Genomic DNA, 19,484 nt, shown 5'->3' on the forward strand with positions numbered 1-19,484 from the left:
TGCACACATTTCTTATTAAGATATGTGGTGTCTATAAAGGAATTACAATGTGAAATGGAATAATGATTTTTAATTATAATCACCTTTTTCTTTTTTTATTTTCAGGTTATTTTATTCATTAAAAGAAAAGATGTTTGTACATATGTTACAAATTTGAAAATAAATCCAACTCAAACAGCAAAAATCTACTGGATTTTATATCTTATTAAGAAGGTGGTCGTTAACAATAAGGAAGGGATTTTTGTGGATATAATCGGGGAAACAGATTCTTTATTCTCAATCTGAAAATGAGGTGAGGTATAATCGCACTTCAGTTTTGGTTGATGTTTTTTGTTTTTTTGTTAGTATACATATTTTATTAAAAAAGTTATAATTTCATCTTCTTCCATTTACCCTCACAACAAAACAGAACCAAGGTTCCCTTTTCACTTGCATACAAAACATATGTTCGCATATAATGTTAGCAAGCAAGTCAGCAAAGGAGTGACTGGGAATGAAATATATACTTCGTAAACATATGGAAGAAAATGCTCCATTAGAAATAATTTATCTCTCCGAACAAGGTAAGATTACGCAACGGAAAATCCAGGTGCTTGAAATTTATCCAGGCCATATTCACGCATTCTGTTTTCTAAGGCAGACAAAACGGACATTTAAAGTAGCCAACATCCTTTCTGCCCGCCTCATTAAGGCCAGGTTTTACAGGTCTGGCTGAAGATTGCTCTTCAAGGTTCAACCTATTAACTCTTCTTCTTCCTGGATGTCCTTTTCCTCTTCAGTTAACGATTCTTCTTCATCTCTCAGACGATGAGCTAACCTTGAGGCGGCACTCGCGGCAATGCTTGCAACGATATCATCCAGGAAGGTATGCACGATTCCTTCTTGCTTCTTATCAAGTTCGTGTATGACGCCTATTTTATTTTTATCCAAATGGCCAAAGGTCGTTACAGCAATGCTTCCGTAACCGAGTACTGCACCAAAGGCAATCGTTTCATCCACTCCGAATAGCCCTTCATCTGATTCAACAATCGATTGCAGGGGTTCTGATAGTTTTTTTTGCTCTGCCAGTTTATCCAGCTCCACACCGACTAAAATGGCATGTTGAATTTCCCTTTTCAACAGGACACGCTCAACGCTGTGGATGCATTCCTCCAGCTTAAGATCAGCTTTGTACGGGAACTGCAATTCATAAACGATTTTTGCAATTGCCTCCACACTGACACCACGCTCCAATAATGTTCGTTTAGCCGCCTTTGTCACTTCCCTGCTGTGCACGTGTACATCTGCCATTTTATTCGCCACCTTTTTTTGTATTATTTTTCTATATCCTTGTATTATAGCACCTTATAATTTAAATTTTTAGAAAATATAACGAAAATTTTATATTCCAAATTCTTGTCGCGGGAAAAAGTTGCAAGGCTATGCTAAAATAATCAAGTAAGTTGTTTTTCATTATTAATTATCATTGAGGTGCGGGAGAATGAGTTTACGCAAAGGCACAATTAAAGAGTACATGTTTAAAAGCGAAGCTTTAGCAGAAGAATTGGAATTGCTTGTCTACTTGCCTGCTAATTATTCGCCATTGTATAAATATTCGCTTGTGATTGCTCAGGATGGCCGTGATTATTTTCAAATGGGCCGAATCGGTCGGGTAGCAGATGAACTGTTAGGGAATGATGAGATCGAGAATATCATCATTGTCGGAATTCCTTATAAAGACCGCTTTGACCGCAGGCGCAAATATCATCCGGACGGGGAACAGCACATTGCATACATACGTTTTCTTGCCCATGAACTAGTCCCGTTTTTAGATGATGAATTCCCAACCTATCAAATGGGACATGGTCGAACTTTGATCGGTGACTCTCTAGGCGGTACAGTTTCTTTATTGGCCGCTTTGCAGTATCCGCATACATTCGGGAAATGCATCATGCAGTCCCCGCTTGCCAATGAAGCAGTAATGGATGCTGTACGTAATTTTGAGGATCCGCATCTCCTCGAACTTTACCATGTGATCGGGACGGGTGAAACAGATGTACCGACGACGGATGGCAATAAGGCAAACTTCATAGAACCAAATAGGGAATTGCATAAATTAATAAACCAAAAAGGATTTCCTTGCTTCTATGAAGAATTTGAAGGTAATCATACCTGGAAATACTGGCAGGCAGATTTGAAACGAGCACTATTGGAAATGTTCTAATTACTCGAAATCATCTGTTTGGGATGGTTTCAAGAAAAAACATGTCCAACTATAATACAACAATAAAAAATATCAGGAGGTTTTATTTATGAAATATGGTGTTGCAATTTTCCCTTCAAAAAAACTTCAAGATTTAGCTAACTCCTATCGCAAACGGTATGATACGAAATATGCTTTCATACCACCGCATCTAACGCTTAAACCAACGTTCGAAGCGACGGATATGGAAATTTCAACAATCGCGGAACAATTAAAAGTCATTGCTCAAAAATGCAGGCCTTTTACGATGAGCGTAACCAAAACGAAGTCTTTCCAACCCGTAAGCAATACTATTTATTTCAAAGTAGAATTATCCGAAGGGCTTCAAGAGCTGCATGATGCACTTAACAATGAGGATTTCATAAAAAGTGAAAGTGAACATGCATTTGTCCCGCATATTACGATCGCTCAAGATTTATCCGATAATGAGCATTCTGATGTTTTAGGCCAATTAAGCATGCTTGACATCAGCCATGAAGAAGAGGTGAAACGAGTTCACTTGCTGTATCAACTTGAAGACGGGGCATGGACCGTTTATGAAACATTTAGATTGGGAGCTGAATGATTTCGTGTTTGTAAAAATCGCAGAGAACAGCCAAGAGCTTGAAAACGCATATATGATTCGAAGAAAAGTGTTCGTCCAAGAACAAAACGTCCCTCTTGAAGAAGAGATCGATGAATATGAAAAAGAGTCCACACATTTCGTTTTATATGATGAGCAGCATCAGCCAATCGGTGCCGGCCGCTTCAGGGTCATTGACAACATCGGTAAAGTACAGCGCATTTGTGTACTATCATCGGGCCGTAAGAATGGTGCCGGCGCCATGATCATGAATGCTATTGAGGAATACGCAATCCAGCAGGAAGTGCCACAATTGAAGCTTGATTCCCAAGTGCATGCCATCCCTTTTTATTCAAAATTAGGGTATGAGATCGTTTCCGACGAATTCATGGATGCTGGCATTCCTCATAAAACGATGAAGAAAACCATTTTATGATATAAAAAAGCTGTCCTTTCAGTCTTCTGATTGGACAGCTTTTTTTGTTCGTTCATGGACTTAAATTATCGTTTTATGAAAAAAACCATTTCCGTTCAATGGCAATCTCATCAAAAATACATAGTCTATATATAGAAAGCAAGAAGGAGGGAAAATTTTATGGGTAACAATGATTTTAACCTGGATGAGTCTCAAAAAAGACTGATGGAACTGCTGGTTTCGAGGACTTTGAGAAAGCATGGTTTCAAAAAGGAAAAGGTCGATCTAACTGAAAAAGAGAGAAACAACCTTAAAGAAACCGTTCGTTATTTACAAGAGCAATCACTAAAAATCATAAACCAAGAAAAGAACATCACGGAACATGATGTTAATCCAGTTACCAATTCCATTCACAACAAATTCACGGATTCCAAAGATAAATGACGCACCATATCACCTAATCACCTTACTTGCTGGCGAGAAATAAGTAAACCGAGACATAGCAGCACTTACATTTCATTCCTAAAGCTCCAGCTTCTTTATTATTCATCCCCCACACACTAATACTTTCTCTAAGTATTTTAAAAAATAGACGAATGAACTGATTTATTCGTCCAACCCGATTAACCATCAAAGCATATTTTAATAGGGAATAAAACCTAAGGAGGAAAAAACAACATGAACCAAAATGTATATCGTAGCAATTGTAACACACATGATGACTCTGAAAGGTCATGGTCGGCTCTAGATTCCGCTTCCAGACATCCCCTTTCAGGATTCTGTAACGACGATGACACAAAGATTGACCAAGATGCAAGACAGGATAATAATCAAGTTCAGCTTTCTGAAGAACTTATTTACATTAAAGATTCTTGTAATGTAAATATCACTTCAACGGATGTTAAAGCGGCCCTCTCACTACAAGCTGCTCTACAAGCTGCAATTGCGGTCATCGTAAGCATTTCCGTTGCAGATGCTGATAATGCTGACAAGATCACTCAACAATTAATCCAATCTTCTAATGTTAAACAAATCACGCGCCAAAAAACAATTGTTGAAAACAGCCGTGATATCGACATTACAACAACTGATGCACAAATCGCTCTTAACATCCAACTTTTATTGCAACTATTGTTAGCCCTAATCGTGGAAATAGACATTCTTTAAGAAATCAACACAAAAAGGACACTTCACGTGTCCTCTTTTGTCTTTCTGGAGGTACTAGACAATTTCGTTGATGAACCTGCCTTTTCCTGTCATTCCAGGCGTTAAATCTTTCCTGACGCTCCTGCCTATTTCATGTTTATATGAGCCTGCTCCATATGTACCTACCCGATCATTATCTTGAATTTGGTGTAATCCTTCAACGCTTTCCCTTTCCCTTTCCAACACCTGATCAAAACGGATGGGTTGAATGGGTGCCGCTCCTTTAACAATTCTTACTTTCCCTGCAGCTTCGACCGTCCGGTTGGCATATTGAATATAATCAAATTGTGTGACAGGTGCTATATATCCCATAGTAACCCCTCCTTATATGAAATAGTTATGTTGTCATTTAATTACCCTGCCTAAACAATATTTAAACATGATTTCCACATTCTTTTTTCCTAATCTTCTGGTATGATGAGTATTGCCGATATTTTTAATAGATTAGAGGTATCCATTTATATGAATCAAGCAAAATCTGGCAATGAAATCGTACATTTACATACCGTTTCAGCTGGTGAGCTGCAGACACTTTTTGAAAAGGGAAAACGTGATCAGCTTTCTTGTATCATTTGTCATAAACCAGTGAAATTATTTATTGGAATCCATGAGACACCTTATTTTTATCATAGCGACCCATCGCAGGGACCCTGTGAAATGCCAATTTCAGAATCAATAAATAAAGATAAGCCATTAGAATATATGGAACAGAATGGTTTTAGAATTCCTACATCACGAACCATTACTGAAACGAAAACCATTACTGAACCTTTCCTTAAAAGCCGTCCCATAACCGGCAATCCGAAATATTCAGATAAAACATATGACCTGGCACAATCAGAGGAACCATACTTTCAAGAATTATCCTCTTCAGGGGCTGTTCTCGATGCAGAGCAACTCAAGGCGGCAATGTCGATCGATGGACCCATCCTTGTCCTTTCAGGAGCAGGCAGCGGGAAAACCCGCGTATTGACAGTACGTACTGCCTATATGCTCTCAGTGAAAAAGATTGATCCAAAAAGTATCATGCTTGTAACATTTACGGCGAAATCCGCAAAGGAAATGCAGCAGCGTCTGCTCGGCTATCCCAATATGACTCCTTCCCTTGTTTCTCAAATCGTTAGCGGGACATTTCATAGCATCTTTTATAAAATCCTGATTTTCCATGAACCAGCCAAATGGCAGCGTGATTTCCTATTGAAGTGGGAGTGGGAAAAAGAAAAGGTATTGAAACAGGCTGGCAGGGAATTGGAACTTGATGATAAGGAATTTGCATATGATCAGGCCCTTCAACAAATTGGACTATGGAAAAACTCATTGGCTTTTCCGGAAGATATCCAGCCTAAGGACGATTGGGAGAAATCCTGTTTACATTTATATAAGAAATATGAAGAATATAAACAGCAAACAGGGAAGTATGATTTCGATGATATGCTTGTAGGCTGTTATGTATTTTTTAAAAATAATCCGGAATTTTTAAAGAAATATCAGCAAAGGTTTAACTATTTTTTGGTCGATGAGTTTCAGGATATTAATAAAGTTCAATATGAATTGATAAAACTCCTATCTGCTGATTCAAAAAATGTATGTGCGGTTGGAGATGATGACCAATCCATCTATTCATTCCGTGGAAGCGATCCGAAGTATATTTTGAATTTCAATCATGACTTCCCTCGATCCCAAGTGGTGAAGCTGACGGAGAATTACCGCTCTTCCCATGAAATTGTCGCTACGGCGAACCGCTTGATCAAGCGAAACCAGAACCGGATGGAGAAAAAGATGAGGGCACAGCATGATTCAGGAAATCCACCTGTTTTATTTTATCCTTATGATGAAGAATTGGAAGCGACGATGATCGTATCCGATATCCAAGAGAAAATATCCAAGGGAGCAAACCCTGGGGACTTTGCAGTATTGTATAGGACACACACGATGTCCAGGGCCATTTTTGAACGGCTAGCCGCTTCGAATCTGCCATTCGTCATTGAAAAGGATGCGGATTCGTTTTATCAGCGCAAGGTTATTCGCGGCATGCTTGCCTTTATGCGCTTGAGTTTGTTCCCGCATGACAGCAAGGCAGCATCAGATGTCCTTTCCTCCCTATTCTTAAAGCAAAGTATATTACAAGAGTTAAAAGCAATGACAATATTGCAGGATTGTGATTTCATCGATGCATTTGCTTTTGTTAAGACTGGACATGCTTTTCAAGAACGAAAATTAAAAACGATTCCGGGACAGATTCGGTCTTTAAAAATTATGTCGCCACTCGTAGCATTAGAGATCATCGAGAAAGATTTAGGATACCAGGAATATGTAAAAAAACGCGGTAATGATGCGAACCTGGAAAAAGGGTCCGATGACATCCGTGACTTAAAGGTGGCGGCAAATCGTTTTCCAACCGTTGCCGCTTTCATTGAACATGTCGATCATATGACTGCGATGGTCCAAGAGATTAAACAGCTATCGAAACACTTTAAGGATGCCATACAGCTTACCACCATACATCGTTCCAAAGGGCTTGAATATCAAACCGTATATGTCCTTGCTGCTGTCGATGGCAGCATTCCTCATGATTTCGCACTTGAATCTTACCGAAAAGGGGAACTATCCCCTCTTGAAGAGGAAAGACGATTGCTCTATGTAGCGGCAACCAGGGCTAAAAAGGATCTTTACCTTTCCATCCTGCAAACTAGACGCGGACGGACTGCCCATCCATCACGTTTCCTGAAGCTTTGACCAAAAGCCGACGCTATAAATCTTGCAAATGGACTTTTTAAAATTAAAAAACTGCAGGCAAACTAGCTTTTTTTCAAGTTTGTCTGCAGTCTGAAGGCCTGCATGATAGCAGGCCCTTTTTCATTTTTTATTAATCATATTGGATATCGTCCCGAAATCAAGTTTATTCCCTTCAGCTACGATGGAATGTACGATTTTATCTTCCGTTTCCTTATTGACCGGCTTATTCGCTATTTTTGAAACGCGCTTAATGACGTTTCTAACCGTTGTTTCATCTTTGAAGTTGGCTCCTTGCAGCGAGTTTGCCAATTCTAATACATCTTTCATATTTACGCCGGTTTTACCTTCTATGTTTTTAAAAAAGTTATTATCCATACTTAAGCCCCTCCCTTTTCTGTACCTATCCTATGGCATTATCAGAAAAAAGTGCTAGGCCCATACAAAAAAAATAAAAGGAATAGGCTTCTTCTGCCCATTCCTTTTACGCCTTAGCAGAAAGAAGCCCCTACAATGATCAATAGGATAAACAATACAACGATTATCGCGAAAGTGGAAGCGCCGCCACCGTATCCTCCGCCATAACCGCCGCCGTATCCATAACCGCTGCCGCCACAACAACCGTAGCCACCAAAACCAAACATACATATCACCTCGCTCTCGCTAAAGCTTACTGATAACATATGTAGGTCTGGACAAATATGTATAGGCCATGTCCTAGTCCAGGCTGCCTATTTCCGCTGGTTTCATCCTTTTGGCCTGAAAACCAAAGCTCCGATGAATCCAAAGACGATTGCTGCAGAGATACCGGAACTCGTAATTTCAAACATACCTGTCAGTACGCCGACGAGACCATGTTTTTCCGATTCCATCATAGCCCCATTCACCAGCGAGTTCCCGAACGAAACGATCGGTATGGTTGCTCCGGCACCGGCAAAGTCAACAAGCGGCTCATATAAGTCAAATCCGGCAAGAACAGCTCCTATTACAACGAACAAGCTTAACGTATGTGCCGGTGTCAGCTTTGCAACATCGAAAAGAAGCTGGCCGACTACACAAATCAAGCCACCGATGACAAAGGCCCAAAAAAACATTGCTAACATTGAAATCCCTCCTTTTTCATGAATTCATCCCATATTCAATGGCCACTGCATGGGCAATGCACGGAATCGTATCTTTTTGCTGGACCGAAAGCGGCGACAATAACGCTCCTGTTGCGACAAGGAGGATTTTTTTATATTTACCGGAAATCATTTCATTTAATATATGACCGTATAAAACGACTGCCGAACATCCCGCACCGCTCCCGCCAGCCAAAACAGGCTGGTCCTTTTTAAAAATCATCAATCCGCAATCCTTGAATTTTTCCTGATTGACATCACAGCCCTTTTGCTTCAATAAGTCAAGAGCTGTCTCCCTCCCTATTTGACCTAAATCACCAGTTATGATGAAATCATAATCATCCGGGGTCAAACCAGTATCATTAAAATGGGAAAGAATCGTATCGACGGCCGCCGGGGCCATCGCTCCCCCCATGTTGAAAGGATCTTTCAATCCCATGTCAATGACTTTTCCAATAGTGGCCGAGACAATATGTGGATATTCCCCTTGCTTGCTTCCACCAGGAGCAACCAGCGCCACCCCCGCTCCTGTTATCGTCCATTGAGCTGTAGGTGGTTTTTGCCCGCCATATTCAGTTGGATAGCGAAATTGTTTTTCAACAGCTGCATTGTGGCTCGATGCTCCTGTCAACACATAGTTAGCCCCGCCATAATTAGTGATGAAGGCAGCTAGAGCAAGCCCTTCCATCGATGTGGAACAGGCTCCAAACAAGCCGAAATATGGAATCCCATTGGTTCTGGCCGCAAAGCTTGTCGGTGTAACCTGATTGATTAAATCACCCGCCAAGAAAAATTGTACCTGCTCCTTGTCAATCTTGCCTTTCTCCAATGCAAGCTCTACCGCTTTCTCCATTAAATGGCGATGAGCCTTCTCATAGGAATCCTGCTCCATCCATAAATCGTCGTATAGAATATCGAAATCACCCGCGATTTCTCCATTAGATTCAAATGGCCCTCCTGTTACCCCTGTTTCCAAGATGACCGGCTTATTGGTGAACATCCATGTTTGTTTTCCCTTTAACACCGCTTAGCCCCCAATCATTAGGTAAATCGTTTTTATCAACGCCACGACAAAGGCTGAAAATACTCCGAATAAAATGACCGATCCGGCCAATTTAAACATATTGGATCCAACTCCAAGTACAAAACCTTCCGTCCGATGTTCGATTGCTGCAGAAATGACTGCGTTACCGAACCCCGTAACAGGGACGGCGCTCCCTGCCCCCCCAAACTGGCCAATGCGGTCGTAAAATCCGAAACCGGTCATCAAAAGGGCCAGAAACACCATGGTGGCCGTTGTCGGACCTCCAGCTGTCTGCTCCGTAAAGTTGAAAAAATAAATATAGAAGTAGGAAATGGCTTGTCCCACTGTGCAGAATATGCCACCTACTAAAAAGGCCTTCAAACAATTCTTCACTATCGGTCTTTTAATTTCATGCTTCTCTTGAAGCTCTTGATACGCATCCTGTATTGGGGTCGTTTTATCCTTGCCGCTCATGTGTTGAACCTCTCTTCTAAATTAATTCTTTTTGAAGTTCTTCAATTTCCTTGAACTTCTTCCTTGCCTTTTTCTCGGGTACATCCTTTTCCTTAAGTAACTCGTTCAATCTTACCGATTCCAAAAAGATTTTATAATCGCTTGAAACAATAAAATCATTCTCGGGAAATCTTTCTTCCAGATGTTCAGTCACAGTCTTTTCAATTTTCTTCATATGAAAACGTTGTAAGTGCTTAACTTTATAAGCGACGATAATCTTTTTCCCGTTTTTCACGACGATCACGTCATAGATGGTGTCTTCATTTGCAACTGTTTCCTTTACCTTTGAGATCAGTCCCTTTTCATCCTTCTCATCCATTCCATTAATGATATCCATCGGTTCAGGATTCGTACGTTTAATCATTGCGAAATTCTCCGTTTTTCCATCATTCTGATTGCTGCACGCCGTAATCACACAAAAAACAACTATAAAAATCAGCCAGCTTCCCTTAAAATATCTTCCTTGTCTGAACATAGAATCACATCCTAATTTATCGTTCTATTGTTATTTTCTTGTTTAACGGTTTTTTTATGAATGGTAGGATTAGGAAATAAAAAAACCCTTCCAAAATGGAAAGGTTTTTTCACTCAATAGCCTTTATTTTTATTGTTATTATTACAGCCACAATCTTTCTTGATTTTGATTGGCTGATCTTTTTTTATCGGTTTTGCATATGCCCATGGATTATTCTGTTTCTGATTCAATTCATGACTCCTCCTTTAAGATCTATATCATACTATATGAATGATTAGACAAGTTGTTTCCAATCAAATGTCCATAATTTTGCTGATTATGACCTCAATTATCGCTCCTACTGCTGCAACGGCAAGGATTAATATCAGTACGTCGCCTATAAACCAATGTTGGATATAAAGGAAAACCAGAAAAAGGCTGACCCAGACACCCACGCACCAAAAACAACTTAGCAATTGACCAATCCACCCCAGCAGACCCTTTTCTTTGGGCATTAAAAATATTTCCACAATTCCTTCTTCATTTTTTTCTTCTATCTCTTTAAAAAAGGGGCTGCGCAGCGGCTCCATGATTTTATCGAAAACGATCAAGCGTGTCAGCCTGAAGGAAGCCAAGCCTAATATGATAAATAAGGTAAATTCACTTTGTGGGGGAAACATTTAATATTGCTCCTTCACTTGGATTCTTCAATTATTTTGGCATCGATAATATCCGGCAGACCCACGAAACGGATATGGTTCCCTCTTTTAATTTTCACTGATTCCCCTCTCATGCCCAACACATGAAACCGAAGCTTTTCTCCGTTAATTACCGCCTCACATAATGGTTTTGGAAAACCTTGATGATTGGATAGGCGGGAAATGATTTCACGGGAAGATTCTTTCTTCTCCACCTTTTTCCTTTTTCTCTTAACTGGCTTTTCATTTTCCTGTTCTATTTGTTCAGGATGTTCCATTTTTTCAACCGGAGCTTGCTCAGGGACATATTCTTCCGTGATTTTCCTTAATCCCGTAATCTCTTTTTCAATTTCCATCATGGCATCATAAACACCAAATTCGCGTTTGACCTGTTCGATTTTTTCTTCTTTATGCTCGGCTTCTTCCTGAAGTTCCGGCTCAGCGCTGTCTTGAGGTTTAGCCTTTTTCGTCCGAAAATCACTTTGCATATTTCCACGCAGATCTGATATTTTTGCTTGATCGACATATATAAGTGGTTTGGATTCCTTATCGCCATTTTTCTCTGACATGAAAACCCTCCTTAATATTTCAGAATATCCACGGACTGCAGCTGTTCCATTTGGTATTGGACAACTTTTTTCCCGAATTTATGCCTTATGAACAAACTGGATTCTTTTTTTTGTTCCAATTTCCCGAATAGTGTACGGTCATTGATGATGAACTTACAAACAGGCTTAGGTGCAAAGGCTGGAAGTCGGGACAATAGCTCCACCAATTCCTCGGCGGTATATGAAGTGCTGATATTTTTTTCATGTAAATTGATATGTCTCTTCAGCGTATTTTGTATGGTTTGTTTTCCAGCACAAGGCACACCAACTTTTTCCACGTCCATGATACCCCTCCTTCTTTTTCTCGAATAGGGTTGAAAGCAGCTTTATGCCGATTCTCGCAAACAATGAATATCCGCTCTATGTATCATTTATATGAAACTCACCCTTCTTTATGCTGGAGATGTGACACTCCTTCAAAAAAGGACATCAAACCAAGCTTGGATATGCTGGGCATTTATGGAGAAAACTAAAACATTTGAAGATGAAAAAAATCGGATAGATTTCAAATGAGGATGCAGCAATTAAAGGTTCCTGATGAGTGGAAAATCAATAAAAAAGGGGACCGATATCGGTCCCCTTCTTTTACTGTCATCCGATTATATGGTAACCAGAATCCACATGGATATTTTCCCCGGTAATCCCGCGGGACATGTCACTTAATAAAAATACTGCCGTATCCCCTACTTCTTCTGGAGTCGTTGTACGACGAAGCGGTGCTTCTTCTTCAATCTTCTTTAAAATGGTATTGAAGTCGCGAACACCTTTTGCGGATAGGGTGCGGATAGGTCCCGCTGAAATAGCATTCACTCGAATGTTATCTTTGCCAAGATCACTTGACAGGTAACGGACATTGGCTTCAAGTGAAGCCTTAGCCACTCCCATTACATTATAATTAGGCATGACCCGCTCACCGCCAAGATACGTCATTGTGACGATGCTGCCGCCTTCCGGCATGATTTCTTTCGCCGCTTTAGCTACAGCCGTTAAAGAAAATGAACTGATATTATGGGCAAGCAAGAACCCTTCACGGCTCGTGTTGACGAACTCACCGTCCAGTTCTTCCTTGTTAGCGAATGCGACACTGTGTACCACGCCATGAATGATACCTGTTTCTTCCTTAATCGTCGCAAAACAATTTTCAATGCTTTCATCCTTCGTTACATCACATTGTAAAATGATGGAGGGCTCCCCTTCCAATGTAGAAGATAGTTCCCTAACGCTTTTTTCCGTACGGTCTTTTCCGTAAGTGAAAATCATCTTTGCACCTGCTTTATGTAAGGAACGGGCAACTCCCCAAGCAATACTTCTTTTATTCGCAACACCCATTATGACAAACGTTTTTCCCTCTAATGAAAAAGTCATCGTATGTGACCTCCTATTTTTAATACAAGTTATTAGTACCTGCTACTAATGACAGTATATCAAATTTCCTTTGATAAAAACACCGTTTTCTAAAGTCCTCTGGGAATGACCCTCCAGGAGGGCATTCTTTGACTTATAGTAAATAGCCCATTAATAATGTTGCTAATCCGAAATAAATAAGAATACTGATAAGGTCATTTATAGTTGTAATGAAAGGACCTGAAGCTACTGCTGGATCGATTTTCATTTTATGCATGAGAAGCGGGACGATTGAACCGGCAAGTGTGGCAACGATCAGAGTTATGAAAATCGAAATACCGACCAATAAACCCAGCATTAAATCTTTTTGCCAAAAATAGACGATGAAAATGATGGCAATTCCGCATGTCAGACCAATAATAAGACCAGTTCCAGCCTCTCGAAGGACTAGTTTCCACTTGCTTTCCTGTTCTAATTCACCTGTTGCGATTCCTCTGACCGCTACTGCCAATGCTTGTGTTCCTGTATTTCCAGCCATGCCGCCAATCAATGGAATAAATACAGCCAGAATCGCTTTTTGGCTTAGTGTCTCTTCGAATCGCCCGATCAAACTCGCAGTCAGCAAGCCTAAGAACAAGAGGATGACCAACCATGGCAGCCGTTTTTTTGCAGCTGAAAATGGACTCTTATCAACATGATCCAGATCAGATATACCGGCGAGTTTTGAATAATCATCCGATGCCTCTTCATCCATGACATCAATGATATCATCAACCGTAATAATCCCTAACAAATGGTTTTGGAAATCGACGACCGGCACGGCAAGGAAGTTATAGTCCCTTATTTTTCGTGCCACCTCTTCCTGGTCTTCAGATACAGGTACGGAAACTACCCTGTCATCCATTAAATCACCAATTAAAGCATCTTCATCTGCTATGATCAAAGTCCTGAGCGATAAAACACCAAGCAGCTTCTTATCCTGATCGGTAACGAACACATAATATATCGTTTCCGCATCCGGAGCTTCCCTTTTTAAGATCTGCATGGCTGATCGAGCCGTTTCATTTGCTTCAATGGCAATGAACTCTGTCGTCATGATACTTCCTGCCGTAGATTCCTCATAATTCAGAAGTTCCTGGATTTCGCTTGCCGCTTCATCATCCATGATGGTCAAATAGCTGACGGCCTGCTCATCATTGATTTCATTCAGGACGTCAGCAGCATCATCCGCATACATATGGGAAAGCATATCAGCTGCGTAAGAAGGATTCATTTCAGCCAACAGGCTTTCGTAATCCTCTTCATCTATTTCTATATTCTCAAAAAGGTCCGCCATTTCTTCCGGTGACAAATATGTGTAAATGACGGATCTGAATTCATCTGACAAGCTTGTATAAAATTGAGCCTGATCATAAGGGTGCATTTCAAGGAACTCCGTACGAAACTGATCTAGATTTTCCGTTTTAAGCGCTTCAAGCAAAAACTCGTTATTCACTTGACTACTCTCCCGTTCCTTCTCCCGGTCCTTCATCTCCTCCATAACCATACACCTCCTAAAACATATTTTTTCATTTCCTCGTTTATATTTTATTTTTTAAATAATACTATACTAATACCATAAACATATACAAAACAAACAAAGGATGTGTCAAATGAACATCGATATCATAGGGGACATTCATGGATGTTTCGCTGAATTCAGGCAGCTGACCGAAAAAATGGGCTATACATGGGAGACTGGGGTTCCTGTACATCCCTCTGGAAGGATTCTCGGCTTTGTAGGGGATTTAACCGATCGCGGCCCCAATTCCCTTCAGGTAATCGAGGTTGTCCATGAATTAGTCATTAACCAAAATATAGCAAGGTATGCCCCAGGTAACCACTGCAATAAATTGTATCGTTATTTTTCAGGCAATAAAGTACAAATATCACACGGTTTAGAAACTACTGTAGCTGAATATGAATCACTGAACAGTCGGGAGCAGAAGAAAATCCGAAAAAAATTCATGGATCTATATGAACGTTCCCCACTTTATCAAATCATGGATGAAGGGCGATTGATCATTGCCCATGCAGGAATTCGCAGTGACTATATTGGTCAATATAGCAGTAAAGTAAAAACCTTTGTCCTCTATGGTGATATAAATGGCTCCAAACATCCGGATGGGTCTCCCGTCAGGAAAGACTGGGCCAAATCATACAAAGGGGAATCTTGGATCGTATATGGCCACACACCTGTCCCTGAAGCTAGACAAGTCAATCATACATACAATATTGATACAGGCTGCGTCTTCGGTGGAAAACTGACGGCTGTCCGTTATCCCGAACTGGATCTTCAAGAGGTGCCTTCAACCATGCCATATATAGCGGAAAAATTCAGGACATCTTTTGATTAACCAAAAAAACTCGCCATCTTGGTGAGTTTTTTTGCGTCTATGATTTTTTACAAAATCTTGAATCATTCGTTTTAATGTGCCCCGTTATAAAAATCAGGAATCCCATTCTTTACTTCCATCGAGCAAACGGGACATATCTTCTGGCAGCTCTTCTTGAAACAACATCATCTTCTTTGTGAAAGGATGTAAAAACTTCAACTCAAAACAATGCAGGGCTTGGCGAGGTATACCTCTCCTGTTCCCTCCATATAAATCATCACCAGCAAGCGGGTGACCAATATGCGCCATATGGACCCTGATTTGATGTGTACGCCCTGTTTGGAGTTCCAAATCAAGGAATGTATGGGACTCTGTGTGTGCCAATACCTTAAATAGGGTACAGGCATACCGGCCATCCTCCCTAACTTCCCGTTCAATGATGCTGGTCGATTTTCGTCCGATTGGCGCCACTATCTCTCCTACAGGTCCTTCAACGATCCCCTCAGCTATGGCTTGGTATCTCCGTTTAACCTGTCCTGATTTTTGCTGTTCACTTAATAGGTGATGGATATGCCGGTGCTTGGCAATTAAAACCAGACCTGATGTGTCCCGGTCAAGACGTGTAACTATATGGATCGTCGCCTGTACTCCCGTCTTCCTATAATAACCCGCCAAGCCATTCGCCAGACTGCCGTTGGGATGCTCGCGGGAAGGAATGGTATTCATGAAAGGGGGCTTGGCCACCACCAATACAAACTCATCTTCATACCTGATATTCAGGGGGATCGGTTCCGGTAAAAGGCCTTCGCTTGCCTGCTCCGGCGGGAATATGACGGTGACGGTGTCACCTGTTTCAATCCGTTCCCTTACGGTTACTTCTTCGCCGTTCAACCGGATATATCCACCTTTAAACTTAATATCCGTTAATGCTCGTTTTGAAATATCGCATTTGCTGAGAAACTCTCGCAATAAAGAGCCAGAATCCTCTTCAGAAACCGACCAGGTCAAAGAAAAGTTTTGATTTGACATGAGGTGAGTCTATCTCCTTAATTAGCAATAAATGAATCATGCACTCTTTTCCAGAAAGGAAAAGGGCGGAATCTGGCAAATCGGATCTTTTCATCTGCCACCCGGCACTGTATCGACTTTACATTTTCCTGAAGCAAGGACAAATGGTCGACCGTAATTTGAAAATTGACCGCATTGACCGGCCTGAACATACATGTATGATGTGCCGGCAGCAGAAGTGGAGATCCTACCGTTCTAAACACCCGGTTATTAATGGATGCCAATTCGGTAATCTGGATGGCATCGATTGATGGATGGACGATGGCCCCGCCAAGCGCCTTATTATACGCCGTGCTTCCAGATGGCGTCGCAATGCATAAACCATCTCCACGGAACGTCTCGAAATGCTGGCCGCGTATTTCAACGTCCATTACGAGCGTCCCTTCAACACTTTTGACTGTCGATTCATTCAAAGCCAAAAATCTGTTTTCCCGTCCTCCATGCTGATAACGGACAATCGTTTCGAGCAGTGGATATTCCACTATTTGAAATGGGGTTTTGGCTAAAGCTATCACCAATTTTTCAATTTCATCAGGGGTCCAATCTGCATAAAACCCAAGATGTCCTGTATGTACTCCAACAAAGGCGGTTTTATCCAATCGATTCTTATAACGGTGAAAAGCATATAATAAAGTGCCATCACCACCGACAGAAATGACAATATCCGGCTGATCTTCGTCATATTCCAAATGAAAGTCCTGAAGATACGTTCGCATCCTTTGCATTAAAGTATTCGATTTCGCATCTCCTTTTGACGTAATCGCAAATTTCATGTAATCCCACCTTCAATTTAGATTTCTTCTCGTTTACCCATTTATTTGTTCAAGAATCTTTCTTCCGGGAAAAAAGACGCTGTGCTTCCTGGATTTCCGTACGGATTTGCGACATCTCTGCATCAAGCAGGAAGGCCGCTTCAGCTGCACGTTTGAGTCGCAGTTGAATATCTTCCGGGAAAATGCCTTTATATTTATAATTTAAAGAATGTTCAATCGTCGCCCAAAAATTCATCGCAAGAGTCCTGATTTGAATTTCGGCAAGGATATTCTTTTCACCATGGATCGTCTGGACCGGATAGCGGATTACAACATGATAAGAACGATAGCCGCTAGCTTTTTTATGGGAAATATAATTCCTCTCCTCGACTATCTCGAAGTCATTTCGACCTCGTAAAAGTTCAACCACCTGTTCGATATCATCCACGAACTGGCACATCATGCGAAGCCCTGCAATATCCTGGATCTCAGTTCCCAATTTATCAATGGGAATGTCCTTTAGGCTCGCCTTATCCAATATGCTGACAATCGGCTTTACCCTGCCTGTTACAAATTCGATAGGTGAGTGAATATTCTCTCTCTCAAACTGTTTCCGTAAACCCTTTAGCTTAACCTTCAATTCTTCGACAGCCTGAGTATAAGGCGCCAAGAAATCGTCCCAACTCTCCATTGCCACACCACCTATATCTATCTAAAAAGCGCCTGTTCAACTCTGGTATGGGCAGAACGCTCTCCTAAACCCAGCAGCCAAATGACTTTATGCCAATTCACCACTGGATCCTATTAAATCTTTCTCTAGCAAAGAATATGTATTAAATTTCTATATATACGATTGACCCATTCTCGTGCTCAACGTTTATATTTTATCATATCCTGCAATTGATTCCTAAAAATTCAAGTACAATAGCAAAAAATTATTGAATTCAATTTGACAGCTGGAATGGTTCTTATATGATTAACCTAAGAATCAGCGAGAAAGGATGGGACACATGAACCAGCATATTGAAATTGAATTTAAAAACCTCTTAAGCGAAAAAGAATTTCGTCAACTGATCGAATACTTTCATGTCGGGGCATCGAACTTTAAAACACAGAAAAACCATTACTTCGATACACTTGGATTCTCTTTGAAACAGCAAGACTCTGCACTTAGGATCAGGGAGAAAAATGGGCGATACGAGCTGACTTTAAAACAGCCCGCTACAGAAGGATTATTGGAAACGAATCAAGATATTCCTGAAGAAACCGCATATGGCTTCCTGAAACATAACATATTCCCTGATGGCGAGATCCGACATCTTATCCTCGAGTGCGGAATTGATCCAAAAGATTTTACCTGCTTTGGGACACTACAGACAGACCGTTTTGAATTTCCTTACAAAGAGGGCCTGCTCGTTTTAGACCATAGTTCGTATTTGAACCAAGAAGACTTTGAGCTTGAATATGAAGTGTCGGATGCAAAAGCCGGGAAAAAAAACTTCCTGACCCTCCTTGAAACCCTTCAAATTCCGGTAAGGGAAACCGAAAATAAGGTTAAGAGGTTTTATCGTGCCAAATTCCAAAAATAATCCTGTTTGAACCCATTCGGAGGTGGAGAGTTTGAAAATCCAAGATTTCAAAACGTTTATGGAATTGCAGGCAATCCAGCAATTTACGAACGGCAACATCAAAAATACAAATTCATCTCGATCCGTTTTCCAGGACATGCTCTCGGCATTGGTTTCGGGTGATGCTCTAGAAGGCACTTCGCAGACATTGGGTTCCTTATTATCCAATGTGGAAACGGAAGCGAAGAAGTCCTTTCTTCAACCCATCGGCCTGACATCCATGAACATCAACCCGATTTCCACTGCCCACGCTAACAATCAGAGCAGGGAAAACGCAACAAACTATGATCATATCATCAGCCAGGCGGCAAGTTTATATAATCTCCCGGAAAAACTGATTAAGTCTGTCATTAAACAAGAATCGAACTTCAACCCTGAAGCCACCAGTTATGCGGGTGCAACAGGCCTTATGCAGGTGCGACCATAAGGTCACGTAAGAAATCTCCTTTAGCAAGGATCAGGTCAGACCACAACGACCTGTCGTCACCCAACTTATCCGTGAGGAAAACCAAATATCGGGGAGTGTAGCATGTTGGGAAAGCCATAAGTTATCGAAATACCACGATACGACTGAATGGCAAGACGAAAAGTTGTAAACGAGGATGAAAGCTAAACTGCCTTAATGACAGTCCAAGGGGATTTAAGGCCCATCTATGACGGAAGGTATTTATGAACGTCATATAGCCATAGGAAATGAGATAACTGTAGGCTCATTTTCTTATTACAAAATTGACTAATTGC

At 40.9% G+C, this 19,484-nt stretch carries 26 protein-coding genes; 10 read left to right on the top strand and 16 right to left on the bottom strand.

What is annotated here, in order from left to right; translation table 11 throughout:
- The first annotated feature begins 493 nt into the window (after window positions 1–493).
- Window positions 494–715 carry a hypothetical protein gene (locus ACZ9AO_RS19485; protein ID WP_034314444.1) on the top strand — a complete coding sequence of 74 codons (222 nt, stop codon included), beginning with the start codon at window positions 494–496 and terminating at the stop codon, window positions 713–715.
- A gap of 17 nt (window positions 716–732) precedes the next feature.
- Here the strand turns inward: ACZ9AO_RS19485 and ACZ9AO_RS19490 are convergent, their stop codons facing one another.
- A complete protein-coding gene (locus tag ACZ9AO_RS19490) occupies window positions 733–1,290 on the bottom strand; it encodes a phosphatidylglycerophosphatase A family protein (protein ID WP_476109940.1) in 558 nt (185 codons plus the stop codon).
- Between the two features lie 190 nt (window positions 1,291–1,480).
- On the opposite strand from ACZ9AO_RS19490, the gene ACZ9AO_RS19495 reads away from it, so the two are divergent.
- From ACZ9AO_RS19495 to ACZ9AO_RS19515, 5 genes are all read left to right on the top strand, one after another.
- The gene (locus ACZ9AO_RS19495; RefSeq protein WP_054397157.1) at window positions 1,481–2,203 is read left to right on the top strand and encodes an alpha/beta hydrolase; all 723 of its coding nucleotides are present in this window, start codon (window positions 1,481–1,483) and stop codon (window positions 2,201–2,203) included.
- A gap of 88 nt (window positions 2,204–2,291) precedes the next feature.
- On the top strand, window positions 2,292–2,807 hold the full coding sequence (locus tag ACZ9AO_RS19500; protein WP_048686587.1) for a YjcG family protein: 516 nt from the start codon (window positions 2,292–2,294) through the stop codon (window positions 2,805–2,807).
- Window positions 2,779–3,240, top strand: coding sequence for a GNAT family N-acetyltransferase (locus ACZ9AO_RS19505; protein WP_207200503.1), 462 nt, complete (start codon window positions 2,779–2,781; stop codon window positions 3,238–3,240). Before ACZ9AO_RS19500 ends, ACZ9AO_RS19505 begins: the two co-directional genes overlap by 29 nt.
- Before the next feature lie 159 nt (window positions 3,241–3,399).
- Window positions 3,400–3,663, top strand: a complete 264-nt coding sequence (locus ACZ9AO_RS19510; protein ID WP_048686585.1) for a hypothetical protein — start codon at window positions 3,400–3,402, stop codon at window positions 3,661–3,663.
- A 234-nt stretch (window positions 3,664–3,897) separates the two neighbouring features.
- On the top strand, window positions 3,898–4,386 hold the full coding sequence (locus ACZ9AO_RS19515; RefSeq protein WP_063577043.1) for a spore coat protein: 489 nt from the start codon (window positions 3,898–3,900) through the stop codon (window positions 4,384–4,386).
- Window positions 4,387–4,440: 54 nt separating this feature from the next.
- On the opposite strand, the gene ACZ9AO_RS19520 is transcribed toward ACZ9AO_RS19515, so the two are convergent.
- The gene (locus tag ACZ9AO_RS19520; RefSeq protein WP_476109944.1) at window positions 4,441–4,737 is read right to left on the bottom strand and encodes a hypothetical protein; all 297 of its coding nucleotides are present in this window, start codon (window positions 4,735–4,737) and stop codon (window positions 4,441–4,443) included.
- A gap of 150 nt (window positions 4,738–4,887) precedes the next feature.
- Between ACZ9AO_RS19520 and ACZ9AO_RS19525 the strand changes: the two genes are divergently transcribed.
- Complete coding sequence (locus tag ACZ9AO_RS19525; protein ID WP_476109946.1) at window positions 4,888–7,161, top strand: ATP-dependent helicase; 2,274 nt, start codon at window positions 4,888–4,890, stop codon at window positions 7,159–7,161.
- 120 nt (window positions 7,162–7,281) lie between these two features.
- On the opposite strand, the gene spoVIF is transcribed toward ACZ9AO_RS19525, so the two are convergent.
- The 11 genes from spoVIF to mgtE all read right to left on the bottom strand — a co-directional run bounded on the left by spoVIF (window position 7,282) and on the right by mgtE (window position 14,451).
- Window positions 7,282–7,536, bottom strand: a complete 255-nt coding sequence (gene spoVIF, locus ACZ9AO_RS19530) for a sporulation-specific transcription regulator SpoVIF (RefSeq protein ID WP_034314458.1) — start codon at window positions 7,534–7,536, stop codon at window positions 7,282–7,284.
- A 113-nt stretch (window positions 7,537–7,649) separates the two neighbouring features.
- The gene (gene yjcZ, locus ACZ9AO_RS19535; protein WP_476109948.1) at window positions 7,650–7,802 is read right to left on the bottom strand and encodes a sporulation protein YjcZ; all 153 of its coding nucleotides are present in this window, start codon (window positions 7,800–7,802) and stop codon (window positions 7,650–7,652) included.
- 102 nt (window positions 7,803–7,904) lie between these two features.
- Window positions 7,905–8,261 carry a stage V sporulation protein AE gene (gene spoVAE, locus ACZ9AO_RS19540; protein WP_251538706.1) on the bottom strand — a complete coding sequence of 119 codons (357 nt, stop codon included), beginning with the start codon at window positions 8,259–8,261 and terminating at the stop codon, window positions 7,905–7,907.
- Between the two features lie 16 nt (window positions 8,262–8,277).
- Complete coding sequence (gene spoVAD / locus ACZ9AO_RS19545) at window positions 8,278–9,303, bottom strand: stage V sporulation protein AD (RefSeq protein ID WP_251538704.1); 1,026 nt, start codon at window positions 9,301–9,303, stop codon at window positions 8,278–8,280.
- Between the two features lie 3 nt (window positions 9,304–9,306).
- Window positions 9,307–9,777 (bottom strand): stage V sporulation protein AC, encoded by a 471-nt coding sequence (gene spoVAC, locus ACZ9AO_RS19550; RefSeq protein WP_251538702.1) that lies wholly within the window; start codon window positions 9,775–9,777, stop codon window positions 9,307–9,309.
- A gap of 16 nt (window positions 9,778–9,793) precedes the next feature.
- Window positions 9,794–10,291: a YhcN/YlaJ family sporulation lipoprotein gene (locus ACZ9AO_RS19555; RefSeq protein ID WP_476109951.1), complete on the bottom strand. Its 498-nt coding sequence runs from the start codon at window positions 10,289–10,291 to the stop codon at window positions 9,794–9,796.
- A 293-nt stretch (window positions 10,292–10,584) separates the two neighbouring features.
- On the bottom strand, window positions 10,585–10,950 hold the full coding sequence (locus ACZ9AO_RS19560; protein WP_034314467.1) for a DUF1360 domain-containing protein: 366 nt from the start codon (window positions 10,948–10,950) through the stop codon (window positions 10,585–10,587).
- A gap of 14 nt (window positions 10,951–10,964) precedes the next feature.
- Window positions 10,965–11,537, bottom strand: coding sequence for a spore coat CotO family protein (locus ACZ9AO_RS19565; RefSeq protein WP_251538688.1), 573 nt, complete (start codon window positions 11,535–11,537; stop codon window positions 10,965–10,967).
- A gap of 11 nt (window positions 11,538–11,548) precedes the next feature.
- Window positions 11,549–11,860 (bottom strand): hypothetical protein, encoded by a 312-nt coding sequence (locus tag ACZ9AO_RS19570; RefSeq protein WP_251538687.1) that lies wholly within the window; start codon window positions 11,858–11,860, stop codon window positions 11,549–11,551.
- A gap of 307 nt (window positions 11,861–12,167) precedes the next feature.
- Window positions 12,168–12,941, bottom strand: coding sequence for an enoyl-ACP reductase FabI (fabI, locus tag ACZ9AO_RS19575; protein ID WP_054397168.1), 774 nt, complete (start codon window positions 12,939–12,941; stop codon window positions 12,168–12,170).
- Window positions 12,942–13,074: 133 nt separating this feature from the next.
- Entirely contained in the window at window positions 13,075–14,451 is a 1,377-nt protein-coding gene (mgtE, locus tag ACZ9AO_RS19580; RefSeq protein WP_251539052.1) for a magnesium transporter, read from the bottom strand.
- A 121-nt stretch (window positions 14,452–14,572) separates the two neighbouring features.
- Between mgtE and prpE the strand changes: the two genes are divergently transcribed.
- Complete coding sequence (gene prpE, locus ACZ9AO_RS19585; protein WP_476109955.1) at window positions 14,573–15,316, top strand: bis(5'-nucleosyl)-tetraphosphatase PrpE; 744 nt, start codon at window positions 14,573–14,575, stop codon at window positions 15,314–15,316.
- A gap of 93 nt (window positions 15,317–15,409) precedes the next feature.
- Here prpE and ACZ9AO_RS19590 read toward each other — a convergent pair whose 3' ends face one another.
- Genes ACZ9AO_RS19590 through yjbM form a run of 3 tightly spaced genes read right to left on the bottom strand, consistent with a single transcriptional unit; the run spans window position 15,410 to window position 17,806 of the window.
- Entirely contained in the window at window positions 15,410–16,324 is a 915-nt protein-coding gene (locus ACZ9AO_RS19590) for an RluA family pseudouridine synthase (RefSeq protein WP_476109957.1), read from the bottom strand.
- Between the two features lie 17 nt (window positions 16,325–16,341).
- Window positions 16,342–17,136: an NAD kinase gene (locus tag ACZ9AO_RS19595; RefSeq protein WP_034314482.1), complete on the bottom strand. Its 795-nt coding sequence runs from the start codon at window positions 17,134–17,136 to the stop codon at window positions 16,342–16,344.
- A gap of 49 nt (window positions 17,137–17,185) precedes the next feature.
- Window positions 17,186–17,806, bottom strand: a complete 621-nt coding sequence (gene yjbM, locus ACZ9AO_RS19600; protein WP_034314484.1) for a GTP diphosphokinase — start codon at window positions 17,804–17,806, stop codon at window positions 17,186–17,188.
- Window positions 17,807–18,125: 319 nt separating this feature from the next.
- On the opposite strand from yjbM, the gene ACZ9AO_RS19605 reads away from it, so the two are divergent.
- Window positions 18,126–18,704 carry a CYTH domain-containing protein gene (locus ACZ9AO_RS19605; protein WP_251538682.1) on the top strand — a complete coding sequence of 193 codons (579 nt, stop codon included), beginning with the start codon at window positions 18,126–18,128 and terminating at the stop codon, window positions 18,702–18,704.
- A gap of 31 nt (window positions 18,705–18,735) precedes the next feature.
- Window positions 18,736–19,170, top strand: coding sequence for a transglycosylase SLT domain-containing protein (locus ACZ9AO_RS19610; RefSeq protein WP_476109959.1), 435 nt, complete (start codon window positions 18,736–18,738; stop codon window positions 19,168–19,170).
- Window positions 19,171–19,484: the final 314 nt, after the last annotated feature.

This window comes from Peribacillus sp. TE19612 (assembly GCF_056279465.1).

Excerpts from the sequence above, each read along its gene's own strand:
- ACZ9AO_RS19525 (WP_476109946.1), top strand. The coding sequence starts at position 4,888 with ATGAATCAAGCAAAATCTGGCAATGAAATCGTACATTTACATACCGTT.
- prpE (WP_476109955.1), top strand. The coding sequence starts at position 14,573 with ATGAACATCGATATCATAGGGGACATTCATGGATGTTTCGCTGAATTC.
- ACZ9AO_RS19505 (WP_207200503.1), top strand. The coding sequence starts at position 2,779 with ATGAAACATTTAGATTGGGAGCTGAATGATTTCGTGTTTGTAAAAATC.
- ACZ9AO_RS19490 (WP_476109940.1), bottom strand. The coding sequence starts at position 1,290 with ATGGCAGATGTACACGTGCACAGCAGGGAAGTGACAAAGGCGGCTAAA.
- spoVIF (WP_034314458.1), bottom strand. The coding sequence starts at position 7,536 with ATGGATAATAACTTTTTTAAAAACATAGAAGGTAAAACCGGCGTAAAT.
- spoVAE (WP_251538706.1), bottom strand. The coding sequence starts at position 8,261 with ATGTTAGCAATGTTTTTTTGGGCCTTTGTCATCGGTGGCTTGATTTGT.
- ACZ9AO_RS19515 (WP_063577043.1), top strand. The coding sequence starts at position 3,898 with ATGAACCAAAATGTATATCGTAGCAATTGTAACACACATGATGACTCT.
- fabI (WP_054397168.1), bottom strand. The coding sequence starts at position 12,941 with ATGACTTTTTCATTAGAGGGAAAAACGTTTGTCATAATGGGTGTTGCG.
- ACZ9AO_RS19555 (WP_476109951.1), bottom strand. The coding sequence starts at position 10,291 with ATGTTCAGACAAGGAAGATATTTTAAGGGAAGCTGGCTGATTTTTATA.
- mgtE (WP_251539052.1), bottom strand. The coding sequence starts at position 14,451 with ATGAAGGACCGGGAGAAGGAACGGGAGAGTAGTCAAGTGAATAACGAG.
- spoVAC (WP_251538702.1), bottom strand. The coding sequence starts at position 9,777 with ATGAGCGGCAAGGATAAAACGACCCCAATACAGGATGCGTATCAAGAG.
- ACZ9AO_RS19500 (WP_048686587.1), top strand. The coding sequence starts at position 2,292 with ATGAAATATGGTGTTGCAATTTTCCCTTCAAAAAAACTTCAAGATTTA.
- ACZ9AO_RS19495 (WP_054397157.1), top strand. The coding sequence starts at position 1,481 with ATGAGTTTACGCAAAGGCACAATTAAAGAGTACATGTTTAAAAGCGAA.
- ACZ9AO_RS19485 (WP_034314444.1), top strand. The coding sequence starts at position 494 with ATGAAATATATACTTCGTAAACATATGGAAGAAAATGCTCCATTAGAA.
- ACZ9AO_RS19520 (WP_476109944.1), bottom strand. The coding sequence starts at position 4,737 with ATGGGATATATAGCACCTGTCACACAATTTGATTATATTCAATATGCC.
- ACZ9AO_RS19560 (WP_034314467.1), bottom strand. The coding sequence starts at position 10,950 with ATGTTTCCCCCACAAAGTGAATTTACCTTATTTATCATATTAGGCTTG.
- ACZ9AO_RS19510 (WP_048686585.1), top strand. The coding sequence starts at position 3,400 with ATGGGTAACAATGATTTTAACCTGGATGAGTCTCAAAAAAGACTGATG.
- ACZ9AO_RS19565 (WP_251538688.1), bottom strand. The coding sequence starts at position 11,537 with ATGTCAGAGAAAAATGGCGATAAGGAATCCAAACCACTTATATATGTC.
- ACZ9AO_RS19595 (WP_034314482.1), bottom strand. The coding sequence starts at position 17,136 with ATGAAATTTGCGATTACGTCAAAAGGAGATGCGAAATCGAATACTTTA.
- ACZ9AO_RS19605 (WP_251538682.1), top strand. The coding sequence starts at position 18,126 with ATGAACCAGCATATTGAAATTGAATTTAAAAACCTCTTAAGCGAAAAA.
- ACZ9AO_RS19590 (WP_476109957.1), bottom strand. The coding sequence starts at position 16,324 with ATGTCAAATCAAAACTTTTCTTTGACCTGGTCGGTTTCTGAAGAGGAT.
- ACZ9AO_RS19570 (WP_251538687.1), bottom strand. The coding sequence starts at position 11,860 with ATGGACGTGGAAAAAGTTGGTGTGCCTTGTGCTGGAAAACAAACCATA.
- yjbM (WP_034314484.1), bottom strand. The coding sequence starts at position 17,806 with ATGGAGAGTTGGGACGATTTCTTGGCGCCTTATACTCAGGCTGTCGAA.
- yjcZ (WP_476109948.1), bottom strand. The coding sequence starts at position 7,802 with ATGTTTGGTTTTGGTGGCTACGGTTGTTGTGGCGGCAGCGGTTATGGA.